A 23,204-nucleotide genomic window follows, 5' to 3' on the forward strand; every position below is an offset into this window, starting at 1 on the left:
AGCTCCTTCTTCACGATCCGCCGAGTACACGGACCCTCGATCTGGTAGCTTAGGCTAAGCTAATACGGTTGTGGAGGTGAGTCGGCCCACCAGCTGCCGCGAATCGGCGGCGCCGAGGTCGTCCTCGAAGATCAACCAGCCGTCCGCGGTCCAGCGCGCCCGCGCTCCCGTCCGGTACAGCCGGGGCGAAACGCCTTCGACCGGAAAGGGATCCGCGACGAAGCGGCTCGCGCCGGGCCGGTCGCCGTCTTCCATCAGCGCGGCGCCACCGGCGTAGACCTCCCCCACCACGCCGGGCGCCACCGGCTGCCGATAGTCGTCGAGCACCAGTAGCCGGGCACCGGGAATCGGCCGGGCCCGGCCGCTGCCGTCGAGCGGCCCGCGAGCGACCGCACCGGCGTACACCGGCAATCCGTAACCGAAACTCGTGACCGCCTCCGGCGACAAGGCCCGCAACCGGTCGCAAAGCCCTGCGGGACAATGGTTTCCGACGACGTCCCAGCGCCGCACGGTGGGCAGGCCGGAACCGCGCAGGCCCGCCAGGTCCGCGGGTGACGCGACGACGTGCGTCACCGAGCGCGCGACGATCAATTCGGTCAGCGCCACCGGATCCGCGCGCTCGGTGTCGGTCGGGACCACCAGCGTCGCCCCGTCCGCGATCGCGGCGAGCAACTCCACCAGCGTGCCGACGCTGTCCCACGGTGCCACCACGAGCCGTACATCCGGCGCGCCGAGCGCGGGATCGGTCCACTCCCAGCGCTGTTCGGCCGCCACCGCGCGGCGGTCGGCCACCGCGACGGCCAGCGCACCGGCGGTCAGACTCACGCTCCGGCCGCCCGCGCCGAGGCGAATCAGGCCACCCTCGTGCACGGCCGGGAGCGCCAGCAGGCGCACGGCCTCGTCCGGGCCGGCGGACGGCGTCGAATGGGTACCGGCCGACCTGCCCACGCGGGCGCACAGGTCGCCGTAGTCGAGGCAGTCGTCACCGCAGCGCACCGCGGGCCGGGCGACCGGTACCGCCCAGGCCCGGCGCAGCAACCGGGTGAGTCCCACCACGTCGGCCGGTTCCACGCCGGACGCCCATTCGTCCAGCACTCGCTGCCGCAGCGCCGGAGTCAGCGCGAAACTTGTTCGCGCCCCGGCCTTCCCGGATATCACACGCGGCATCAGCCAACCTCCAGCGGTGTGTTGCGGGCCGCGGCCGCCTCCACCAGCGCCGCCAGGCCACCCACGGTCGGGGTCTCGAACAGCACCCGCACCCCGATCTCGACGTCGAATTCGGCGCGGATGCGGGCCAGCAGCCGGGCCGCCAGCAGCGAGTGCCCGCCGAGATCGAAGAACGAGTCGTCGGCGCCGACCCGGTCGGCCCCGAACAGCTCCGCGAACAGTTCGGCGAGCCGGATCTCCGTAGCGGTCACCGGTTCTCGGTACAGTTCGACGCTCGCGGGCGCGGGGCGGGGCAGCGCGCGCCGGTCGAGCTTGCCGTGCTCGGTGAGCGGGATCTCCTCGATCACCGCGAAGGCGCTGGGCACCATGTACTCCGGCAGCACCGCCGCGGCGTGCGCGCGCACCGCGTCGATATCGACGGCGGCGTCGCCCGCGGGGACGAGATAGGCCGCCAGCACCGTGCCGATCGCCTTGTCCGGCACCGCCGTTGCCACGCACTGTGCGACCGCGGGGTGGCTCGCGACGGTCACCTCCACCTCGCCGAGTTCGATCCGGTAGCCGCGCACCTTCACCTGTTCGTCGGCGCGGCCGAGGAATTCGAGTTCACCGCGCACATTGCGGCGGGCCAGATCTCCGGTGCGGTACAGGCGGCGTCCCGGCTGGAACGGGTCGGCCACGAATCGCTCCGCGGTCGCCCCGGAACGCCGCAGATAGCCGCGCGCCAATTGCGTTCCGCCGAGGTAGATCTCGCCGACGACGCCGGTCGGCACCAGCTGCAATCGCTCGTCGAGCAGGTAGACGTACACATTGCGGTTCGGGTGCCCGATCGGCACGATCCGCGTCCCCTGCGGGCCCTCGACGGTCAGATGCGTCGCCGAGACGACCGCCTCGGTGGGGCCGTAGTGATTGCGCAGTTCGGCGTCGAACACCCCGGCGAATCGGTCGGCGACCTCGCCGTGCAGCGCCTCGCCGCCGACCGGGACGTGCCGCAGCGCCCGCCACTCGTTCACCTCGGGCAGCATCAGGAAGGTCCGCAGCAGCGACGGCACCATGTGCAGCACGGTCACGCCGCAGCGGGCGATCAGATCGGCGACGTAGGGAATGTCACGGAAGGCGTCCGGCTTCGGAACCACAAGGCAGGCACCGAGAGTCAGCGTGACGAACAGGTCGAGCAGCGATGCGTCGAAACTCACCGACGACGATTGCAGCAGCCGGTCCCGCGCCGCCATCCCCCATTCCGCGCAGAAGCCCGCCACGTGCTCGGCGATCGCGGCGTGCGCCACGGGCACGCCCTTGGGGGTGCCCGTGGACCCGGAGGTGTAGATGACGTAGGCGAGATTTTCGGGCCGCAGCGGGCGCACCCGGTCGGCGTCGGTCGGCGCGGTATCGGGCAGCGCCACCGCCGCTTCCTCGGCCGCCCGCAACTCCTCGTGTCCCAGGACGAATTCCGGCCGCGCGTCCGCGACCATCCGGTCGATGCGCTCGGCCGGATAGGCCGGGTCGATGGGCAGGTAGGCGGCGCCGGCCTTCAGCACGGCCAGCACGGCCACGACGAAGTCCACCGAGGTGGTCAGCCGCAGTCCGACGAGGTCCTCCGGGCCGACGCCGCGCCGGATCAGCCCGTGCGCCAAGCGGTTCGCGCGCCGATCGAGGCGGTCGTAGCTGTACTCCCGGTCGCCGTCCGCCGCGCTGACGAGCGCCGTGGCCGCCGGGGCGCGCTCGACGCTGCGTTCGAACAGGGCCACCAATGTGGTGGGCTCCGAGGGGATCAGTTCCCCGTGCGACTGTGCGAGGATGCCCGCGCGGTCCTCACCGCCGAACATGTCGAGATCGCCGATTCGCCGCAGCGGTTCGGCGGGCGCGGTCTCCAGCAGCCGCAGGTAGTGGGTGAGCACCTGCTCCACGATCCGGTCCTCGAACAGGTCGGCCTGATATTCGGCCTCGACGCGAGCACCGGCGGCATCCAGGACCACGGTGAGCGACAACGGGATTCGGGTGCTCGGACTGCCGAACTCGAGCACCTCGCTCGTGAGACCGTCGAACGCGAAGCGCGCCAACCGGTCTCGCACACCGAACGCCGTGCGCACCAACTGCTCCAGCCCGTCCCGGCCACCACCACGCTCCGGATTGACCTCGCGCACCACACGATCGATGCCCACGCCGCGATGGGTCCGGCCGTGCGCGACGGTCTCGCCCACGGCCGCGGTGAGCCCGGCGAAGGTGTCGGTGGGGCGCACGGCGGCGCGCAGCAGCAGCGAGTTGCCGAAGTACCCGAGGCCCTCGTTTCCCGCGCGCAGCGAAACCGGCACGGAAACCAGGAAATCCGTCGCCGCGGTATACCGGTGGAGCAGCACGTCGTAGGCCGCCAACAACACCGCGAACAGCGTCGTGCCCTGCGCGCGCGCGAAACCCGCAGCACGCCCGACAAGTTCGGCGGAAATATCGCGGCTGCGGCGAGCGGCCCGCGGCGACACCGATCCGGGCGACATCGTCCCACCGGGCAGCTCCAACGGCTGCGGCAGCGGACGCAGCGCCCGACGCCAGTACTCGACGCCATCGTCCACAGCACCGTCGCCCACCACCCGGCCGTCGCCCACCACCCGGCCGTCATCCACCACCCGGCCGTCATCCACCACCCGGCCGTCATCCATTGCGCGGCTGTCATTCACCACGCGGCCGTCGTTTTCGGCGCAACCGTCAGCCTCGGCGCGGCTGTCATCCACTGCGCGGCCTTTCTCGGCGGCAAGGGAATTCGTTTCTATCGGGGTGCCGTTGTATTCCCGGCTCACTTCGTCGCAGAACACCGGCCAGGACTCGTCGTCCCAGCCGAGGGCGTGTGCGACCAGCGCAAAGACGAATTCGTCCGGGGCCGTGCGGATCAGCTGGCAGCGCAGCGGCGATTCGGCGGTCGGGTCGAACGGCTGCCCGGCCGCCCGTCTTACCAGCACTTCCAGTCGCCGCGCCCGGCTGGCCCCGGCCAGTTCGGACACGTCCAATTCCTGCCAGGCCGGGGCTATGTCGGCGCGCACCACCCGGCAGGGCTCCCCCTCGGCGTCGGAAAGGTAAGTGCTGCGCAGGATTTCGTGCCGCGCGGCGACCGCGTCGACCGCCGCGCGCAGCCGCGCGGCGTCCACCGCGCCGAGCACGCGGAACACCGCGCAGGTATTGAGCGTGGTGTCCTCGCGGTCGCGGGTCTGCAGGAACCAGATGCGCCGCTGGCCCGCCGACAGCGGCCGCCGGCTCGCACCGCTGTCTCGGCCGTTCATGCCGGTGCGTCGGTGAGATAGCCGCCGCGGGCGAAGAATTCGGCCGCGGCGTGTTCCTGCCCGTCGGCGGTGCGGACCCGGGTGATCAGCAGGCCGCGGTTGCGCCCGCGGTGCGCGTCCGGACCGCAGACCACGACGCCGCCGCCCTCCACGACCACCACGCGGCCCGGGGTGCCGCCGTAGCGCGCCTCGGACAGCGTCGAGGCGATGATCTCGACCTTCTCGCCGCGATAGTAGGAGAACGCCCGCGGGTACGGGTCCGACAGCGCCCGCACGAAACGCTCGAGATCGACTGCGTCCCAATGCCAGTCGATGCGACTGTCCCGCTCGGAGCGCTTGTGGAAGTAGGTGCGCTCGGACTTGGGCTGCGGCCGCCACTGCGCGGTACCGGAGTCGAGGGCGGTCAGCGCCTCCTCCAGCACACCCGGAATGAGTTCCAGTCCCGCCAGCACCAATTCGGTTCCGGTGGCGTCGGGGCCGATCGGCAGCGACCGCTGCACCAGGATGTCGCCGGAGTCCAGGCCCTCGTCCATTCGGTGCACGGTCAGCCCGAATTCGGACTCACCGCTGATCAGGGCCCACAACACCGGCGAGAAGCCGGTGAACTTCGGCAGCAGCGAGTCGTGCAGGTTCAGCGTGCCGTGCGGCGGCATGGCGTACAGCTCCCGCGGCATCCAGGTGTACCAGCTGTTCACCACGATGACGTCCGGCTCGGCCCGTTTCACGAGGTCGATGGTCTCGGCGTCGGCGCGCTCGGTCAGATGCACCGGGATGCCGTGCTCGCGAGCCAGTTCCTCGACCGAATCGGACCAGATGCCCTTATAGGCGTGCTCGCTGGCCGGGTGGGTGACCGCGAGCACCACCTCGTGCTCGGAGTCGATCAGAGCCTGTAGCGTTTTGCGGCCCCAGGTCTGAAAGCCGAACGACACGATACGCATGAAACCCAACCTCATTCTCGAAAAACTAAGGGTAGCCTAGCCTAGCGACATTATCGACGGTCAGACCGGTCGGTGCGCTTCGCCACCCCTGGCCGCGCCGACCATCGACCGCGCCGGCACACCCCCGAGCACGCGGTCCGAAAGTTCGCCCAGGCAACTGAGATTCGGGAATCCGGGCCCCTGTGCCAGGCCCGCGAGATTCGGCAGATACAACTTCGACTCCAGCCCGTCGACCGCCAGGTCGTGGCCGATGGAGGCCTCCAGCCGCGCCTGCGTGATCGGGCCGCCCACCGCCAGCTCCACCAGGTCCGCGGCATCGGCGTCGAACAGTTCCAGGAACCACAGCGGCTGACCGCCGGTCGCGTCGACCACCAGGTCGAAGGTGTGCACCTGATCGGGGCGTAACTCGTTGCGCAGCGTCAGCGCCACGCCGTCCCCCTGCTCGGCCACCCGCACCACCCGGCCCTGCAGATGATGAACCCGGTTGTCGCCCAGCACATTCTCCTGCACCCGCACCGAGAACACCCCGCGATCGGTACGGCGGATGACGTCGCGGCGCTCCTGCAGGCTCAGCGCCCGCCACTTGGCCGGATCGCTGAACAGCGCGTTCTCGAAGAAACTCTCGCCGCGGGTGTAGATGGTGGCCGCGGGCGAGATCACCGAGACGGTGAGGACGTCGTGGTGCACGAGTTCGTCCACCGCCGACCCGGCCGTCTCACCGCCGCCGATGACCGCGGCGCGCGAGGAGGCGGGCAGCCGCCGCTTCCCGGCCAGATCCCAGAACTCGGCGATACTCAGCACTTTCGGATGGTCCGCCAGCGCGCGGCGACTGTTGCCGGGACCCGTGATCATCAGCCGATCGGTGTCGATCTCGGTGAGCGTGCCGTCGGAATCGGCCACCGAGACCAGCCAGCCGTCGGCGGCCGCGCGGATGCTCCGCACCGTGCCGGTGACCAATTCGACCTCGGCCTTGCGGGCGACCCATTGCAGGTATTTCGCCCACACGTGATGGTGCGGACTGGGGCGGCCGCGATCGATCCATTCGGCATAGGTGCCGCCCTCGACCAGGAACGAGGTCCAGCTGTAGGCGATCATCGCCTGATCGATCGCGCGGTTGTGCCCGCGCGCCCAGGTCGAGCGGTAGGGGAAGCCGACGTCCTTCTCCGGGCCGGTGCCCAGCCGATGCTGTCCGTCGGTCCAGCCGCCGCTGGGCAGCCAATTCCCGCCCACCGTATGCGATTCCACGACCACCACACGCGGAGCCGGCAGACCCAGCTCCCGCAGTACCCGCGCCTTGGCCGCGACGGCCATCGCTTTCGGCCCGGCTCCGACCACGAGAAGCGTTTCCACTGGCTCTCCGTTCAGCTGCACAGATCAAGGGGCCGCCCGGAGGCTGACCTTTGCATAGGCTTACCTTATATTGCACTGTGGTGCCAGTCCTTCCGCAAGAGCCGAGACGGACGACACCGACGGTCCCGTTAGAGATTGGATATGCCCATGCTCAACATCTCCTCCCGTGCCGTGGCGGCGTTCTCCCTGGCCGCGGCTGTTTTCGTCGGCGGAGCCGCGACCGCGGGCCCGGCCCTGGCCGCCCCTGTCATCGCTCCCGTGCACGCCGCCGCACCCGGCGTCGGTCAGCTGCAGAGCAAGCTCCAGCTGATCCTGAACCCGGGCGCCTCGCGCTCGGCTCGGGCCAACGAACTGGAGGCGGGCGAGGCCGGACTGCCGCTGGTGGACAATGTCGGCGGCGTGATGGCCAGCGTGCCGGGCTTCCAATGGCAGGCCGTCGGTCCGGTCAACGTCGACGGCGATCGGCTCACCCACAACCTGCAGATCAACGTCCCCGGCTTCGACGCGATGTTCATCGAGCTGTCGTGGAAGGACATCGACGGCAACTGGAAGCTGACCCGCGAATCCGAGTGCACCATCGCCTACTACGCGAACCAGCCCTGCACGGTCTAGTCCGCACCCGGCCCTGAGCGCGGAACCGCCCGTGCTCAGGGCTTTCGCATGCTTGCGGCCGAGAGGCGGCCGGCTCGGCCCGCTAGGGTCGACCTGTGCGACGCAGGCAGAAGCCGCCGCTCCCGAAGCGGCACGGATTGGATCCGGCGCGGCTGCGGCTGCCGGAGGAAGGGACCTGGGCGACGATCCGCGACCATCTCGTGGAGCGGCTGCCCCGGGTGCCCGCCGCGCGCATCGATGAATTGCTGGCGGCGGGCGGCATCGTCGATCTGGACGGCCCGATCGCGCCGGACGCGCCGTACCTGCCGGGCGGGGCCGTGTGGTTCCACCGGGACCTGCCGCAGGAGACCGACGTCCCGTTCGAGATCACGATCGTGCACCGCGACGACACCCTGCTCGTGGTCGACAAACCGCACTTCCTGTCCACCATCCCGCGCGGACAGCACATCCTGCAGACCGCGCTGGTACGGCTGCGGCGGGAGCTGGAACTGCCGGATCTGATCCCCGCGCACCGGCTCGACCGGGCCACCGCGGGACTGGTGCTGTTCGTGATCGATCCGGCTCGCCGCGGCGCCTACCAGACCCTGTTCCACCGCCGCCGCGTGCACAAGCGGTACGAGGCGATCGCCCGATACGATCCGGCGCTCACGCTTCCCCGCACCGTTCGCAGCCGAATCATCAAGGAACGCAACATTCTCCAGGCGTTGGAGGTGGACGGCGAACCGAACGCCGAGACGCTGGTGGAGCTGGTCGAGCACCGTGACGGCCTGGGCCGCTACCGCCTGACCCCGCACACCGGCCGCACCCACCAGCTGCGCCTGCACATGAACGGCCTCGGCATCCCCATCCTCGGTGACGACTTCTACCCCGAACTCACCGACCGCGCCGTCGACGACTTCACCCGCCCGCTCCAACTGCTCGCCACCACACTGGAATTCACCGATCCGATCACCCGCGAGGACCGCCGCTTCGCCACCACCCGCTCCCTTCAGGCCTGGACCGACCCGGACGGCTGGGCGGGATGAGCAACCCCGCCACCCTCTCCCGCGCGGACCTCGGTGGTTGAATCGTCGGAGCCGAAGCGGAGGAGTCCAGCATGTCGCAACCACACTCGTCAGCGCCCGAACGTGTCACCCCGTCCGGCCGCTGGTACGCGCTGGCCGCGCTGCTCGTCGTCGCGGGGATAGCCGGGGCCGTCGTCGTCGCCTTGGTCGGCTTCGTGCACATGTCCGACCGGGTCGACGGCTTTCAGCGGGTACAGGTGCCGGGATCGGCGGACGTGCGGATCACCGAAACCGGCGGGTACACGGTGTATTTCGAGTACCCGAACGCCTCCTCCCGGGTTTTCCGGGGCAATGTCAACGTGCAGCTCCTCGACCCCGACGGCGCTTCGGTGCCGCTGGCGGACTATTCGTCGGCGCTGACCTACGGCTTCGGCGGACATGAAGGGCGAGCGGGCTTTTCGTTCGATGCGGCCCGGCCGGGCACGTATCACATGGTGACGCAGGGTGACTCGGGCGTCACCGCGGCGATCGGGCGCGGCATCGGGACCTCACTGGCATCGACCATCGTCCTTGCCCTGGGCATCGGTGCGGCGGGTGTCGTGCTCGGGGTCGTCGTGCTCATTGTCGTTGCGGTGAAACGTGGTTCGAGCAAGCGTCGGATCGCCGCGGCGGGCAGCTGGGGATATTCGGCCGGCCCGCCGCAGCGGTACTGATCACACGGGAGAGGGGTCGTCCGCGGGCACTTGCGCCACAGCGTGATTCGAGGGGGCGGTGTCCCCGTGTCCCGGCCACCAGGCTCGCCGACCGATCAACGCGGTGAGTGCGGGCGTGAAGAACATCGCCATCACGAATGCCGCGATCGCGATGCCGACCGAGATCGCGAAGCCCATCTCCGACAGTACGGTGTTGCCCGCCAACATCATCGAGGCGAAGGTGCCGGCCAGGATGACGCCCGCCGCGGCGATGGTCGGGCCGGTGTGCCGCACGGCCAGCGCCGCCGACTGCCGGGGATCGTTGCCCTCCCGGGCCTCCTCGCGCAACCGGGCCACCATCAGGATGTTGTAGTCGGTGCCCAGCGCGACCACGAACAGGTACATGATGAGCGGCAGCGTGAAGATCAGCCCCGATTCGCCCCGCATGTGCTGGAACACCAGCACCGAGGCGCCCAGCGTGGCCGCGAAGCCCAGGAACACCGAGAGCAGCAGGTACCACGGCGCGACCAGGCTGCGCAGCAGCAGGCCCAGCACCACCATGATCAGCACCGCGGCCACCGGGAACACGATGGTGTAGTCGTGGTTCATCGCGGCCTGGAAGTCGACGAAGACCGCGGTCATGCCGCCGACCGCCGCCGTCGTGCCGGGCGGCGCGGCCGCGTGCGCGGTATCGCGCAGCGGGCCCTTGACGGTGTCGAGGGCGGCATCCGACTCCGGCGCCGAGGCCAGGGTGACCTGGTAGTGGGCGACCGAACCGTCTTGCGACCGAACGGGTTCCGCGACCTGGCCCACTCCCGGCACGCCCGCCAGCGCCGTACGGTACGACGCCAGTTGCTCGTCGCTCAGTCCGCCGGACGATTGCAGCAGCACATCCGACGGCTGGGTGACGCCGGCGGGCAGGCCTTTGAGCAATTCCTTGCTGTAGACGACGGATTCGGACGCGTTCGAGGTGGAGCCCGAGGTGAGGTCGAAGGTCGGATTGAAGCCGATGGCGAACAGGCCCAGCACCACCAGCAGACCGCCGGACACCGCCGCGTACAGCGCGGGCCGCTTGCCGAGCCCGCGTCCGAGCGCCGCGAACCGGGCGCCCTTCGGCTCGGTCCGCCAGGCCTTGGACGGCCAGAACACCTTGGTGCCCAACAGCGAAACGATCGCGGGCACCAGCGTCAGCCCGGCCAGCAGCGCCACCGCGACCGCGATCGCCAGCGCCGGTCCCAGCGATCGGAACATCCCCAGGGTCGACAGCGTCAGCGCCATGAAGGCGATGATGACCGCGCCCGCGGCGGACGTGATCGCCTCGCCGACGCGGGTGACCGCGTTGACCATGGCCGTCTTCGGATCCTCCCCGGCCCGCAACCGTTCCCGGAAGCGGAACATCAGGAACAGGATGTAGTCGGTGCCGACGCCGTAGAGCACCACGATCAGGATCGACGTCACCGAACTGTCGATCTTCAGGTCGAAAGCCTTACTCACCCAGGCGATCAGCCCGTTCACCACGCCGGTCATCGCGCCGATCACGACGACGGGCAGCAGCGCGATCACCGGGCTGCGGAAGATCACCAGCAGCAGCACCAGAATCAGCAGGATGGTGGCGATGCCGATGATCGTCAGGCCCTTCTCCGACGACTCGGTGGCGTCGAGGGCCTGCGCGGCCTGACCGGTGACACCGGCCCGCAGGTCGGTCTTCTCCACCTTGGCGTGCAGGGCGACACGCAGGTCCCGCACCGCGTCGCTCTGGCGGGTGTCCGAGGCGCTGGTCACCTTGGCCATCTGCACGGCCGCGATCTGGACCAGCCGGTTGTCCGACGGTGGCGCCGCCGCGAGCGCGGTGACGTTCGCGATGTGCGCGGCGTCGAGTTCGGTCGTGATCGCCTGCACCGCAGCCGCATCGGCGTCGGTGAGCGGCGTGCCGTCGGAACGCTCGAACACCAGGATCGCCGCCGGGGCGGAGCTTTGCGGGAACGCCCGCTCCTGCGCCTGCATGGCCTGGATCGACTCGTAATGCGATGGCAGGAAATCGGATTGGTCGGTGGTGGAGGTCAATTTCGGTGCGGTCGCGACGACCGCTATCACAATCAGCACCCAGAAGCCGATCGTCTTCCACGGGTGATGAACGACCAGAGCGCCCAGCCGTGCGAACATATCGAGGGTCCTTTCCGGTGGGCCCGTTCAGATATCGAGAACTTCGGTGTGCAGCCGCTCCGTTGCGGCGACCACCCGGCGATACAGCTTGGGCGCGACGGCCACCCGCAGGTCATCGAGTGAATCGACGATCTCTACCGTGAAATCACCCCAATTCTGCTCTCCCCCACCGAGTATGCCCCGCCAGCTGGACCAGTCGGCGGGGAAGCTGGTCAGCGTCGTGAAGTCGGACCAGTCCGACCGCTGGCGCTGAATCACGAACTTGCCCTTGCGGCTGCGGTAGACCCGGTCCACCGCGACGCCGGTCTTCGCTACCTCGCGGGCCTCGGCGAGGTAGCGGCCGGTGAAGCGCTTGCGGCGCAGGCCTCCCGGGCCGTCCTTCAGGGTGATCTCACCGTAGTCCTCGGCGGACAAGTCCGCGCCGGGCGCTTCCCAGGGCTGTGGGTCGGTGGTCATGACGTCTCCCGTTCATAAGTAACTGCGCATTTGCGCATTTGTTGATCTCCGGGACTCGCGTCGCCATGTGCGCCTCCCCGTCCCGCATCGAAACTATACGTAGACGTATACATACAAAGCAAGACCCAGTTCGACCGGTATTGTTCGACGAGACTCGGCACGCCGAGGTCGATGAACGTAGACTGGCGCCGATGTCTCGGAACGATAACGACGCCGTAGCGACCGAACCCTCCGGCCCGGCCCGCCGGATGCACGCCTACCTGGACGTCGCGGTTGTCGTGGTGGTACTGGCCTGCACCAATCTGGTCGCCCACTTCACCTCGGCGTGGGCGAACATCCTGACCGTTCCGATCGCCGCCGTGGTGCTGGTGGCGATGATGCGGCGGCGCGGGCTCGGCTGGGCCGAACTCGGGTTGTCGCCGCGGCACTGGCGGCGCGGGACGCTGTACGCGGTGGGGGCCGTCGGCATCGTGCTGAGCGCCGTCGCGATCGGCGCACTACTGCCGATTACCCGGCCGTTCTTTCTGGCCGACCGGTACGCCACGATCTCCGGCGCGCTGATCGCCTCGATGATCGTGATCCCGTTGCAGACCGCGATTCCGGAGGAATTGGCATTTCGCGGCGTACTGCACGGCGCGCTCGACCGGGCCTACGGCGTGCGCGGCGTATTCGCGGCCGGCTCACTGCTTTTCGGTCTCTGGCACATCGCCTCGTCGCTCGGTCTGACCAGTGGCAATCGCGGGCTGAGCGCGATCCTCGGCGGCGGCGTGGCCGGACAGATCGGGGGCATCACGCTCGCCGTACTGGCCACCGCGGCGGCGGGCGCCGTGTTCACCTGGCTGCGGCGGCGCAGCGGCAGCCTGCTCGCGCCCATCGCGCTGCACTGGTCGCTGAACGGGGCCGGGGCATTGACCGCGGCGATTCTCTGGCACACCGCTTTGCGCTGACGGTGCCTATTTCGGCGCGACACGCACTGCGATTCGCGCTCGAAAGTAGCGGCCGGACGTGCGATTTCGGATATCCGACCGAACTGATGTTCGGTGTCGCCATTGACCGCGGGTAGGTCACGGATTACTCTCACTGCGGTCACACATATGTTCGAGTAATCGGCTGTTGCGGATATTCGGCACGTTACCTGCTTCATGGAAGGCTCGCGATGCGCGACGACCAGTCGGCCGGGAATGCAGAGATGTCGGCGGAGATGTCGGCGGATGCGGAAATCGCCGCCTTGGCGCAGCGCGTGGCGACGGCGCGCGGCAAGCTTCCGCTGCAGACCGACCCGGCACTGTTCGACGCGCTCTCGGAATCGGAGATCGCCGCCGAACGCGATCTAGCGGAATGGATTCGGGCGCAGCGCCGCGGCCAGCGCCGCCGGGCCGTCTCGGCCGAGCTGTCCGCGGAGAAGCGGGACCGGCGGGTCGCCGCGGCGCTGCGTAGGGCCGACGACGCCGACGCCCGCTGGCATCGCAAGGCGCTGGCGGCCCGCCGCCGGGTATCGAATCCCGATGCGCGCCTTGCCCAGCTGTACCGCCGCGCCGAGTGGTCGTCGCGGGCGCTCATCGGCGTGGTCGTGCTGGGCATGGTGTGGGCGGGCGTGAACGTGCAGCACAACCTGGTGCCCAGCGGCGACATGTCCGACCCGCTGTACTGGCTCAGCTACGGCTTCGAGGCGATGATCTCCATCCCGATCATCACCATCATGGTGGTGGCGACCACGGCCGCCCGGTGGGGGCGCGAAATCGCCCGGGGGAAGGTCGTTTTCCTGGAGGCGGCGCTGCTGGGTGTCACCATCGCGTTGAACGCCGGCCCGCATGTGGCGGCGGGCGCCCCGGCCCGCGCGGCGGAGGCGGCGGTCGCTCCGGTCATGGTGGGCGTGGTGATCTGGTTGCACGCCTGGGTGTCTGCCCGCTACGCCCAGCTGATCGACGCCATTCCCGAGCAGGCCACGTCGACTCCCCGCACGGTCACGCACCGCATCGTCGATGCCTTCGCGCCGCTGCGTGACGGATCGGGGGTCGCTTCCCGTCGTCTGGCAGCCATGGACGAACCGCTCTACGACTCCGTTCAGCTCGGCAGCGGTTCCGACGTGGAGGGCGAGCGCTCGGAGACGCCCTCCGGCCACAACCGTCCCGCGGCGCGGACCAACGGGAACGCCTACCCCTCAACCACATCCGAGCCTCCGGCCGACCCGCACACGCGGCCCGCCGCCCGCACGACGACCGCCTCCGCGCGGCACAACGACGAGGGCTATCCCACGGCGCGCACCAACGGAAACTCCCACCTGTCGGCACACAACGGCCACAGTCACGTGGAAGCGCACACCAACGGTCCTGATCACCCGGGAGCGCACACCAACGGTCCTGATCACCCGGGAGCGCATACCAACGGCCATATTTACCCGGGAGCGAACACCAACGGCCATAGTCACCCGGCGGCACAGACCAACGGCCATACGTATCCGACTGCCCCACCCGCGCGGACCAACGGCGAGAGTTATCCCACGGCGCGGACCAACGGGAACTCCTACCCGTCGACCGCGGCCGAGAGTTCCGACTCGGCCGGGCACGCGCAGTCGCCGCCCACGACCGGGTCGGCACACAATGGTCATGGGCACACCAATGGCAAGGTTTATCCGTCGACGTCGCCCGAGGAGGCCGACCCTACGGGTCACGCGGATTTCCTGCCCACCGATCCGGCACGCAACGGCCATCACGGCACGCACACCAGCCACTCCGTCGACACGTCTGAGGGGCCGGGGGCTCCTGGGCATACCGGCGACCACGACGGCCATCCGATGGCGCAGATCGACGGAAAGCCCAGTCCGACAGCGGCTTCGGAGGAGGGCCACCCGGCTGGCCAGGGGGTTCGCGGCGATAACCAATCCTCCGGTGCCGGAACACATACTGCTCGTCCGGCGGACGGTGCCGACGCCCATGCCTCTGTCGCAGACACCGAAGATCTCATCGGTTACCCGCTGCCGATGATGCAGCACAACGGCTTCCAGGTCCGCGACGATCAAATGCCACAGGCGGCGGAACCTGTCCATACCCCGCGGCCCGGCATCGAGCGAACAAACCCCGTCGGCCACAACGAGTCCGAGCACACGACCGAACCCGGCCGAGCGCAGCTGCCGGAGAACGATGACCACGCGCCCGAACCAGACCGCACCTCCTCCCGGTCGCCGCAGCATGATTCGGCAGCAGAACGATCGGTGACGGCAGCCACGAAGCCGTCTGCCGCAGCGCAGGTTTCCACCGAACACGACGCCGAAACCCGGCTTTCCACCGAGCGCGACGCCGACGCCCGGCAGAGCCCCGCGCGCCCGGCGGCTTCGAAGCGTGCCGCGGAGGAGCGCGACGCCGACCAGCGCCGGGACGAGGGTTCCGAGCGCAAGGCGCGGTCCCGCAAGAACTCACAGCAGGGCGCCCAGCTGGCACTGGACGAGCCCGCCCCGATCGATGTCACGAAGTACCGGCGTCCCTACGCCGTCACGGAGGCCGAACCCGAAGCAGTCGAGGAGGATTCGACCGGCCCGGGCGCCACGGCCGCCGACCTGGCCGCCGAGATCGACAATGTCGGCGTATGGGCCGTCGCCCGGGAGATCTCCGAGCGCCGCCTGTCGAAGCTCCCGGTGGAGCAGCTCGCCGAGATCCTCGCCCTGGCCGACGAATCCTGGACTCCCGCCGCGATCGGCGCCTCCATCGGCCTGCCCGGCTCCCGCATCCTCGGCATCCTCGAGGCCGCCCGCCGCATTCGTCGCCCCTACGCCGTCAGCGGTTAGCCCTTCGTCGGCTCCCGTGCGGAATCATGGCTCACATGGAGATCACAGTCCTGGAGCAACTGTCGCGGACCTGGGGCGAACGGGTCGCCGCCCTGACACCCGAGGAATGGGCCACGCCCACTCGGCTTCCCGGGTGGACCGTGCAGGATCTCGTGGCGCACATGGCTCCCGACCACCAGGTGCTGGACTTCCTGCGCGGGGAACGTGTGCAAGCGCCCACGGTGACCAGCGGCTCGCAATGGCTGCGCCGCTTCAACGAACCCGGCGGGCCCGCACACACTCTCGCCGAGGACGTCGCCGGAGCGGCCCAGCAGGCGGCGGCGATCGGCGCCGAGACGCTGGTGCGCTACTTCGCCGAATTCGGCCCCGCCATGATCGCCGAGTTCCGCGCGGCCCCACCGGATGCGGGGCTCACCCACCCGATCCTCGGCACGGTCAGTTTCCGTGCCGTCGCGGACACCACCACGGTGGAGGCGACCGTGCACCTACTCGACCTGATCGACGCCGTCGGCGGCGCACCGGCGCCGCCGGCCGGTCTGCGCCGGACCGCCGAAATCCTTGCCGCGGTGGCGGATCCGGTCGACTTCATCGAGGCAGCCACCGGCCGATCGCAGGCCCGGGTCCTGCCGGTCATGCGATAGCCGTCAGGAGCGCCGCTCGGCGGAATCGCTCGCGGCCCCCAGCGCCCCGACCGTTTCGCCCTGCTGCTCGGGTACACCGCGGCTCGGCTCGGGCCGGATCGTCGGCGTGACGGCGCCACCGAGCAGGGTGACGGCCGGGCGCGCGATCGTGCCGCCGGGCACCGGTGCACGGTTCTCGGCGGCCGCGGCGTTCGCCTCTTCCAGTGCCGCCAGCCGCAGCCGTTCGGCCACCTCGTTGAAGATATAGAAGTTGGGTATAGATTCCACCGGCTCCAGCGAAATCCACTGCCCGTCGACCTTGATGCACACCAGGCCGTGTTGCGCCTCGATACGCTGAATGTGCTCCCACGGATACGACTTCCCCGAGTGCGCAAGCTCGTTCAGGTTCACGGCGATGTCGCCGAACAGCACCGTCTCCTCGCTATCGATCGCGGTGACCACCCTCGGCAATTGGGTTGCGGTCACGGCGGTTTGGATAGCGGGGCCCCATTCGCGGGCGCCTTCGAACACATTCTCGTCGAAAGTCGCTGTGCTGGGGCCCGGTCCGGTCAGCGTGAACGAATAGTCGGTCGTCACGGTGGCGGCATTGTGAAACGGAATAACCTGCTGGCGCACCTCGACGGTGTCCCAGCGGAAAGCCACGATGTCCTCGGCGCCGCGATACACCGTCATGCCGTGGTCGAACAGATCCAGGCGGGCCTTGCGGTTCTTACGATTGCGCCGCCGGCGCAGCACCGCGATCGCGGCCGGAACCAGGGCCAGCCCGCCGACCGCACCGCATCCGACCCACGACCCCGCGGCCGCGCACAGACCGCCCACGGCGACCAATCCGCTCGCCACGAGGGCGCAACCGCGCACCACCGCGTCGCCACTCATCGGCGCGAGCAGGAACGTCTGGCGGTGCTCGCCGAGTTTGTCGTGGTCTGCCAAGAGGTAGATCAGCTGCGACAGGGGTACCGTTCGCCGACCTCCGGTTCCCCCGGTCTCGCGTTGTTGCGTGCTCGGGGTGGTCAATTGTTCCTCCAACGGACGGTTGGTTCCGCGCGGATCGTATTCGACTCGACGGAATCCCGCTACTGCTCCACGCGGTTCGAGCACAACAAAGAAAGCGGGCCTATACCTTTCGGCCACGCCTCACGGGAAACCGCAGGCGGCTCGGAAAATCCACCACACGGCCCCACGAGAATCGCAGCCACACGGAGAATAATCCGCCCGCACACCCGGCTTGCTCGCGGGCCTGCCTATCGGGGGGTCACTGTGGCCGGAGCGAGCCAGACACACGCCCGGTCCGGTCCCGGAACAGCACCACCTCACCCTTCGTCAGCCGACGACCAGGCGTTCGCTTCCGAAATCCGCGATGATCTCCATCCGGCCGCCCAGCGCTTCGATATAGGAAGCGAGCGTTCGCAATTCGCTCACGTTTATCGCCGCCCGTTCGATCGCCGAGACCCGTTCCTGACGCACGTGCATCCGCTCCGCTACCTCGGCCTGTGTCAGCCCGAGACGCTTGCGCATCTCGGCCAGCCGAGTTGCGCGACTGACCTCGACAAGATGCTGCGCGCCACGCTCCACTTCACTGCGGTCGGCCTCGTCCGGGAAGAACTCGGACAGGAAGCTTTCCCGGTCGTAACCGTGAGTCCCGCTCATATCCGCTCCCTTTCATCCAGATACTTCTTGTACCGCTGTTCGGCTCGGCCGATCGCGGTGCGATACCAACCGCTCCAATTGCCCGCCTTGTCACCCGCGACGAGGAGCACCGCCTTGCGCTCCGGATCGAAAATGAACAAGACCCTGATCTCGCTGGCACCAACCGATCCGGGGCGCAACTCTTTGAGATTGTGCAGCGATGAGCCTTGATCCGGTCGACCAGCGGACGCCCCAACGCCGGGCCCTCCTCCAGCAAGGCGGCTATGGCCTGGCCCACGAGCACCGCAGAACAGCGGTCGACGCGACGCAGCTGATGCAGCCAATCACGGACTTCATCACCATCTCCAGGCGATAGTTCACCGGGAAGCTCGTAGAGCTGATAGTACGCTCATGTACTAAGAATGACAATGGTCATCGGACCAAGAACTGCTCGTCGACAGGGAACGGCGAAGGCCCGCCTCCCGAAAAGGGAAGCGGGCCTTCGTGTTTCGACTCAGCTGGGGGAAGGGTTACTTGGCCTTCTCCAGGACCTCCACCAGGCGCCAGCGCTTGGTGGCGGACAGGGGGCGGGTTTCCATCAGCTGGACGCGGTCGCCGATGCCGGCGATCTCGTCCTCGTCGTGTGCCTTCACCTTCGAGGTGGTGCGGATGATCTTGCCGTAAAGCTTGTGCTTCACGCGATCCTCCAGCTCGACCACGATGGTCTTGGTCATCTTGTCGGAGACGACGTAGCCGATGCGCACCTTGCGCGAGCCACGCTCCTCCTGCTTGGCCGGCGTCTTGGCCGGGCCCTTTACGTCGCTCATGCGGCGTCTCCCTTGCCTTCAGGACCGGAGGCCAGGCCGAGCTCGCGCTCGCGCATGACCGTGTAGATGCGCGCGATCTCGTGGCGGACCACACGCAGGCGCCGGTTGTTCTGCAACTGACCGGTCGCCATCTGGAAGCGCAGGTTGAACAGCTCTTCCTTGGACTCACGCAGTTTCGCGACCAGCGCGTCGTCGTCGAGCTCGCGGAGCTCTGCGGCCGGATTGGCGGTAGCCATCAGAACTGCTCCTCCCGGGTCACGATCCTGCACTTCATCGGGAGCTTGTGCATCGCGCGGCGCAGGGCCTCGCGAGCGGTCTCCTCGTTCGGGTACGACATTTCGAACATGACCCGGCCGGGCTTCACGTTCGCGACCCACCACTCCGGCGAACCCTTACCGGAACCCATGCGGGTCTCGGCGGGCTTCTTGGTCAGCGGGCGGTCCGGGTAGATGTTGATCCACACCTTGCCGCCACGCTTGATGTGCCGGTTCATCGCGATACGCGCCGACTCGATCTGGCGGTTGGTGACGTACGCCGGCTCCAGCGCCTGGATGCCGTAGTCGCCGAACGCCACCGAGGTGCCGCCCTTGGCCATGCCGGAACGCTTGGGGTGGTGCTGCTTGCGGTGCTTGACCTTGCGAGGCATCAGCATTGGTCAGCCCTCCTTCGAAGATGCGGCCTCGGCCGGCTCCGCCACCGCAGTCGCGGCACCGGCACGCCCGGCCTCAGTGCTGGTCGCGGTGGTGCCGGAGGAACCGGACCGCCGCGGACGGCTCGGCCGCTCACGACGCGGACGCTCGTTGCGGCCCGGCTCGGCCGCGGTGACCTCGCGCTTGCCGCCGACGATGTCGCCCTTGTAGATCCAGACCTTCACGCCGATGCGGCCGAAGGTGGTCTTGGCTTCGTACAGGCCGTAATCGATGTCGGCGCGCAGCGTGTGCAGCGGCACCCGACCCTCGCGGTAGAACTCCGAGCGCGACATCTCGGCGCCACCGAGGCGGCCCGAGCACTGCACGCGGATGCCCTTGACGTTCGGCGAACGCATGGCCGACTGGATGGCCTTGCGCATCGCGCGACGGAACGCCACACGGTTCGACAGCTGCTCGGCCACACCCTGGGCGACGAGCTGCGCATCCGACTCGGGGTTCTTGACCTCGAGGATGTTCAGCTGCACCTGCTTCTTGGTGAGCTTCTCCAGCTCGGCGCGGATGCGGTCGGCCTCGGCGCCACGCCGGCCGATCACGATGCCCGGACGCGCGGTGTGGATGTCCACCCGGACGCGATCACGAGTGCGCTCGATCTCGACCTTGGAGATGCCGGCCCGCTCCATGCCCGTGGACAGGAGCTTGCGGATCGCGACGTCTTCCTTGACGTAGTCCTTGTACTGCTTGTCGGCGTACCAGCGGGACTTCCAATCGGTGGTGATACCGAGGCGGAAGCCATGGGGGTTGATTTTCTGTCCCATTTACTTAGCCCCTCCCTTCCGGCGGCTACGAGCCGGGGCGGCGCCGGCGACGCTCTCGACCTCGATGGTGATGTGGCTGGTGCGCTTGCGGATGCGGAACGCACGGCCCTGGGCACGCGGCTGGAAGCGCTTCATGGTCGCGCCCTCGTCGACATAGGCCGTCGAGATGACCAGGGTGTCCGGATTCAGGCCGAGGTTGTTCTCGGCGTTCGCCGCGGCACTGGCCACGACCTTGGCGACCGGTTCGCTCGCGGCCTGCGGGGCGAACCGGAGGATGTTCAGCGCATCCTCGACCCGCTTGCCGCGGACCAAGTCCACGACCCGGCGGGCCTTCATCGGCGTCACGCGGACGAACTTGGCGGTCGCGCGCGCGGTCGGGTTCTGAACCGTTGCTGTGCTCGATTCGCTCATCGCCGCTTGCTCTTCCGATCTTCCTTGACGTGGCTCTTGAAGGTCCTGGTCGGCGCGAACTCACCGAGCTTGTGCCCGACCATGTTCTCCGACACGAACACCGGCACGTGCTTGCGGCCGTCGTGGACGGCGAAGGTGTGGCCGATGAAATCGGGGATGATGGTCGAACGACGCGACCAGGTCTTGATGACCTGCTTGGTGTTCTTCTCGTTCTGGACGTCCACCTTCTTGAGGAGGTGTTCGTCGACGAACGGGCCCTTCTTCAGGCTGCGTGGCATGTCTTAACCTCCTCTTAGCGCTTCTTGCCGCGACGGCGGACGATGAGCTTGTCGCTCGGACGGTTGGGTTTACGGGTGCGGCCCTCGGGCTGACCCCACGGGCTGACCGGGTGGCGACCACCGGAGGTCTTGCCCTCACCACCACCGTGCGGGTGGTCCACGGGGTTCATCACGACACCACGAACCGTGGGGCGACGGCCCTTCCAGCGCATGCGGCCGGCCTTGCCCCAGTTGATGTTCGACTGCTCGGCGTTGCCGACCTCGCCGACGGTGGCGCGGCAGCGCACGTCGACGCGGCGGATCTCGCCGGAGGGCATACGCAGGACGGCGTAGGCGCCTTCCTTACCCAGCAGCTGGATGCTCATGCCGGCGGCACGGGCCATCTTGGCGCCACCGCCCGGACGCAGCTCCACCGCGTGGATGGTGGTACCGGTCGGGATCGAGCGCAGCGGCAGGTTGTTGCCCGGCTTGATGTCGGCGCCGGCGCCGGACTCGATCTTCGTGCCCTGGGTGACGTTCTTGGGCGCGAGGATGTAGCGCTTCTCGCCGTCCGCGTAGTGCAGCAGGGCGATGTTCGCGGTCCGGTTCGGGTCGTACTCGATGTGCGCGACCTTGGCCGGGATGCCGTCCTTGTCCAGACGACGGAAATCGATGATGCGGTAGGCACGCTTGTGCCCGCCACCACGGTGCCGGGTGGTGATCCGGCCGTGCGCGTTGCGGCCGCCGGACTTGCTCAGCGGGCGCAGCAGCGACTTCTCGGGGGTCGACCGGGTGATCTCGGCGAAGTCCGAGACGCTGGAGCCGCGGCGGCCCGGCGTAGTCGGCTTGTACTTACGGATTGCCATGAGTTCTTCTCTGCTTTCTGGAATCCCCGCCGCTTACGCGACCGGGCCTCCGAAGATCTCGATGGGCTTGCTGTCGGCCGAGAGGGTCACGAGCGCGCGCTTGGTGCTCTTGCGCTGGCCGTAACCGAAGCGGGTCCGCTTACGCTTGCCCTGACGGTTGGCGGTGTTGACGCTGGTCACCTTCACGCCGAAGACCTTCTCCACGGCGATCTTGATCTGCGTCTTGTTCGCGTCCGGGCGCACCAGGAAGGTGTAGGTGCCTTCCTCGATCAGCCCGTAGGACTTCTCGGAGATGACCGGCGCGAGCAGGATGTCGCGGGGATCGGCGATGGTGGTCACTTGCTGTCCTCCTGTGCAGCCTCGGCCGGCCCGTGCACGAAGGCGTTCAGGGCCTCGACGCTGAACACGATGTCGTCGCTGTTCAGCACGTCGCGGGTGTTGAGCTGGTCCGGCGCGATCGGGTGCACGTACTCCAGGTTCGCCACGCTCTTCCATGCGGCGAGGTCCTCGCGGCCCACCACGACCAGCAGCTTCTTGCGGTCGGTCAACTCGGCCAGGAAGCTCTTGGCGCTCTTGGTCGACGGCGTCTGCCCGGCGACCAGTTCGGTGATGACGTGGATCCGCTCACTGCGCGCGCGGTCCGACAGGGCGCCACGCAGGGCGGCGGCCTTCATCTTCTTCGGCAGGCGCTGCGAGTAGTCGCGCGGCTGCGGGCCGTGCACGGTGCCACCACCGGTGAACTGCGGCGCGCGGGTCGAACCCTGGCGGGCGCGGCCGGTGCCCTTCTGGCGGTACGGCTTCTTGCCACCGCCGCGGACCTCGCCGCGAGTCTTGGTGGAGTGCGTGCCCTGGCGCGCGGCGGCCTCCTGGGCCACGACGACCTGGTGCATCAGCGCGATATTGGCGGTCACGTCGAAGATCTCCGCGGGGAGGTCGACGGTGCCGTTGGTCTTGCCACCCGGCTCTTTCACCGGCAGCGTGAGGTTGGTCTTGGTCTCGGTGCTCATGCCCGGGCACCACCCTTCGCAGCGCTCTTCACGATCACGATGCCGCCCTTGCGACCCGGGATCGCGCCCTTGATCAGCAGCAGACCGTTCTCGGCGTCCACCTTGTGGACCGAGAGGTTCTGCGTGGTGACGCGGTCGTTACCCATCCGGCCCGACATCCGCATGCCCTTGAACACGCGGCCGGGGGTGGCACAACCGCCGATGGAACCCGGCCGGCGGTGCACGGCCTGCGCACCGTGCGAGGCGCCCTGGCCGCGGAAGCCGTGGCGCTTCATGGTGCCCGCGTAGCCCTTGCCCTTGCTGGTGCCGGTGACGTCGACGAACGCGCCCTCTTCGAACACGTCGGCGGACAGCTCCTGGCCGACCTCGAAGCCCGAGGCGTCGGCGACGCGGATCTCGGCGACGTGGCGGCGCGGCGTCACGCCGGCCTTGGCGAACTGCCCGGCGACGGGCTTGCTCACCTTGCGCGGGTCGATCGCGCCGAAGGCCACCTGCACGGCGGAGTAGCCGTCGCGCTCCTCGGTGCGGATCTGGGTCACGACGTTCGGGCCGGCCTTGATGACGGTCACGGGAACGACGCGGTTCTTCTCGTCGAAGACCTGGGTCATGCCGAGCTTGGTGCCCAGGATGCCGGTAGCCGGCCGGTTCTTGTTGTCAGTCATATCTACAGCCCCC

The 23,204-nt window shown here is 68.7% G+C and carries 25 protein-coding genes; 6 read left to right on the forward strand and 19 right to left on the reverse strand.

Going from position 1 to position 23,204, the window contains the following annotated elements:
- Window positions 1-54: 54 nt before the first annotated feature.
- The 4 genes from ACFMRZ_RS18210 to ACFMRZ_RS18225 are packed head-to-tail and all read right to left on the reverse strand — an operon-like array spanning window position 55 to window position 6,721.
- Window positions 55-1,167: an AMP-binding protein gene (locus ACFMRZ_RS18210; protein WP_400180098.1), complete on the reverse strand. Its 1,113-nt coding sequence runs from the start codon at window positions 1,165-1,167 to the stop codon at window positions 55-57.
- Entirely contained in the window at window positions 1,167-4,433 is a 3,267-nt protein-coding gene (locus tag ACFMRZ_RS18215; protein ID WP_400180099.1) for an amino acid adenylation domain-containing protein, read from the reverse strand. Before ACFMRZ_RS18215 ends, ACFMRZ_RS18210 begins: the two co-directional genes overlap by 1 nt.
- Window positions 4,430-5,371, reverse strand: coding sequence for a methionyl-tRNA formyltransferase (locus ACFMRZ_RS18220; RefSeq protein ID WP_400180100.1), 942 nt, complete (start codon window positions 5,369-5,371; stop codon window positions 4,430-4,432). Before ACFMRZ_RS18220 ends, ACFMRZ_RS18215 begins: the two co-directional genes overlap by 4 nt.
- A 60-nt stretch (window positions 5,372-5,431) precedes the next feature.
- The gene (locus tag ACFMRZ_RS18225) at window positions 5,432-6,721 is read right to left on the reverse strand and encodes a SidA/IucD/PvdA family monooxygenase (protein ID WP_280369788.1); all 1,290 of its coding nucleotides are present in this window, start codon (window positions 6,719-6,721) and stop codon (window positions 5,432-5,434) included.
- 141 nt (window positions 6,722-6,862) lie between these two features.
- Here ACFMRZ_RS18225 and ACFMRZ_RS18230 point away from each other — a divergent pair, with 141 nt between their 5' ends.
- The 3 genes from ACFMRZ_RS18230 (at window position 6,863) to ACFMRZ_RS18240 (ending at window position 9,050) form a co-directional block, all read left to right on the forward strand.
- Entirely contained in the window at window positions 6,863-7,333 is a 471-nt protein-coding gene (locus ACFMRZ_RS18230; protein WP_400180101.1) for a hypothetical protein, read from the forward strand.
- A gap of 95 nt (window positions 7,334-7,428) precedes the next feature.
- Entirely contained in the window at window positions 7,429-8,358 is a 930-nt protein-coding gene (locus ACFMRZ_RS18235) for an RluA family pseudouridine synthase (RefSeq protein WP_400180102.1), read from the forward strand.
- Window positions 8,359-8,429: 71 nt separating this feature from the next.
- On the forward strand, window positions 8,430-9,050 hold the full coding sequence (locus tag ACFMRZ_RS18240) for a hypothetical protein (RefSeq protein WP_400180103.1): 621 nt from the start codon (window positions 8,430-8,432) through the stop codon (window positions 9,048-9,050).
- Here ACFMRZ_RS18240 and ACFMRZ_RS18245 read toward each other — a convergent pair whose 3' ends face one another.
- Window positions 9,051-11,192 (reverse strand): MMPL family transporter, encoded by a 2,142-nt coding sequence (locus ACFMRZ_RS18245; protein ID WP_400180104.1) that lies wholly within the window; start codon window positions 11,190-11,192, stop codon window positions 9,051-9,053. It lies immediately after the preceding gene.
- Between the two features lie 27 nt (window positions 11,193-11,219).
- Entirely contained in the window at window positions 11,220-11,648 is a 429-nt protein-coding gene (locus ACFMRZ_RS18250; RefSeq protein WP_400180105.1) for an EXLDI protein, read from the reverse strand.
- Between the two features lie 191 nt (window positions 11,649-11,839).
- Here ACFMRZ_RS18250 and ACFMRZ_RS18255 point away from each other — a divergent pair, with 191 nt between their 5' ends.
- From ACFMRZ_RS18255 to ACFMRZ_RS18265, 3 genes are all read left to right on the forward strand, one after another.
- Window positions 11,840-12,595 carry a CPBP family intramembrane metalloprotease gene (locus ACFMRZ_RS18255; protein WP_280270447.1) on the forward strand — a complete coding sequence of 252 codons (756 nt, stop codon included), beginning with the start codon at window positions 11,840-11,842 and terminating at the stop codon, window positions 12,593-12,595.
- 209 nt (window positions 12,596-12,804) lie between these two features.
- Window positions 12,805-15,429 (forward strand): hypothetical protein, encoded by a 2,625-nt coding sequence (locus tag ACFMRZ_RS18260; RefSeq protein ID WP_400180106.1) that lies wholly within the window; start codon window positions 12,805-12,807, stop codon window positions 15,427-15,429.
- Between the two features lie 35 nt (window positions 15,430-15,464).
- Window positions 15,465-16,070, forward strand: a complete 606-nt coding sequence (locus ACFMRZ_RS18265; protein ID WP_400180107.1) for a maleylpyruvate isomerase N-terminal domain-containing protein — start codon at window positions 15,465-15,467, stop codon at window positions 16,068-16,070.
- Between the two features lie 3 nt (window positions 16,071-16,073).
- Here ACFMRZ_RS18265 and ACFMRZ_RS18270 read toward each other — a convergent pair whose 3' ends face one another.
- The 13 genes from ACFMRZ_RS18270 to rplC form a co-directional block, all read right to left on the reverse strand.
- Window positions 16,074-17,084: a DUF6585 family protein gene (locus tag ACFMRZ_RS18270; RefSeq protein WP_400180108.1), complete on the reverse strand. Its 1,011-nt coding sequence runs from the start codon at window positions 17,082-17,084 to the stop codon at window positions 16,074-16,076.
- Window positions 17,085-17,390: 306 nt separating this feature from the next.
- Window positions 17,391-17,717, reverse strand: a complete 327-nt coding sequence (locus ACFMRZ_RS18275) for a helix-turn-helix domain-containing protein (RefSeq protein WP_400180109.1) — start codon at window positions 17,715-17,717, stop codon at window positions 17,391-17,393.
- On the reverse strand, window positions 17,714-18,040 hold the full coding sequence (locus ACFMRZ_RS18280; RefSeq protein ID WP_400180110.1) for a type II toxin-antitoxin system RelE/ParE family toxin: 327 nt from the start codon (window positions 18,038-18,040) through the stop codon (window positions 17,714-17,716). The genes ACFMRZ_RS18275 and ACFMRZ_RS18280 overlap by 4 nt, the downstream gene beginning before the upstream one ends.
- Before the next feature lie 186 nt (window positions 18,041-18,226).
- Entirely contained in the window at window positions 18,227-18,523 is a 297-nt protein-coding gene (gene rpsQ / locus ACFMRZ_RS18285; RefSeq protein WP_280367793.1) for a 30S ribosomal protein S17, read from the reverse strand.
- Window positions 18,520-18,759 (reverse strand): 50S ribosomal protein L29, encoded by a 240-nt coding sequence (rpmC, locus tag ACFMRZ_RS18290; RefSeq protein WP_280270440.1) that lies wholly within the window; start codon window positions 18,757-18,759, stop codon window positions 18,520-18,522. Before rpmC ends, rpsQ begins: the two co-directional genes overlap by 4 nt.
- Window positions 18,759-19,175 (reverse strand): 50S ribosomal protein L16, encoded by a 417-nt coding sequence (rplP, locus tag ACFMRZ_RS18295; protein ID WP_187686669.1) that lies wholly within the window; start codon window positions 19,173-19,175, stop codon window positions 18,759-18,761. Before rplP ends, rpmC begins: the two co-directional genes overlap by 1 nt.
- Before the next feature lie 3 nt (window positions 19,176-19,178).
- A complete protein-coding gene (gene rpsC, locus ACFMRZ_RS18300; protein WP_280270439.1) occupies window positions 19,179-19,988 on the reverse strand; it encodes a 30S ribosomal protein S3 in 810 nt (269 codons plus the stop codon).
- Entirely contained in the window at window positions 19,989-20,399 is a 411-nt protein-coding gene (rplV, locus tag ACFMRZ_RS18305) for a 50S ribosomal protein L22 (protein WP_280270438.1), read from the reverse strand.
- Complete coding sequence (rpsS, locus tag ACFMRZ_RS18310; protein ID WP_024800475.1) at window positions 20,396-20,677, reverse strand: 30S ribosomal protein S19; 282 nt, start codon at window positions 20,675-20,677, stop codon at window positions 20,396-20,398. Before rpsS ends, rplV begins: the two co-directional genes overlap by 4 nt.
- A 14-nt stretch (window positions 20,678-20,691) precedes the next feature.
- Window positions 20,692-21,522 carry a 50S ribosomal protein L2 gene (rplB, locus tag ACFMRZ_RS18315; RefSeq protein ID WP_187686666.1) on the reverse strand — a complete coding sequence of 277 codons (831 nt, stop codon included), beginning with the start codon at window positions 21,520-21,522 and terminating at the stop codon, window positions 20,692-20,694.
- A 33-nt stretch (window positions 21,523-21,555) separates the two neighbouring features.
- A complete protein-coding gene (gene rplW, locus ACFMRZ_RS18320) occupies window positions 21,556-21,861 on the reverse strand; it encodes a 50S ribosomal protein L23 (protein WP_187686665.1) in 306 nt (101 codons plus the stop codon).
- Window positions 21,858-22,529 carry a 50S ribosomal protein L4 gene (gene rplD / locus ACFMRZ_RS18325; protein WP_280367796.1) on the reverse strand — a complete coding sequence of 224 codons (672 nt, stop codon included), beginning with the start codon at window positions 22,527-22,529 and terminating at the stop codon, window positions 21,858-21,860. Before rplD ends, rplW begins: the two co-directional genes overlap by 4 nt.
- Window positions 22,526-23,191 (reverse strand): 50S ribosomal protein L3, encoded by a 666-nt coding sequence (gene rplC, locus ACFMRZ_RS18330; RefSeq protein WP_280367799.1) that lies wholly within the window; start codon window positions 23,189-23,191, stop codon window positions 22,526-22,528. Before rplC ends, rplD begins: the two co-directional genes overlap by 4 nt.
- Window positions 23,192-23,204: the final 13 nt, after the last annotated feature.

This window comes from Nocardia sp. N2S4-5 (assembly GCF_044628355.1).
GTDB classification, from domain to species: domain Bacteria; phylum Actinomycetota; class Actinomycetes; order Mycobacteriales; family Mycobacteriaceae; genus Nocardia; species Nocardia wallacei_B.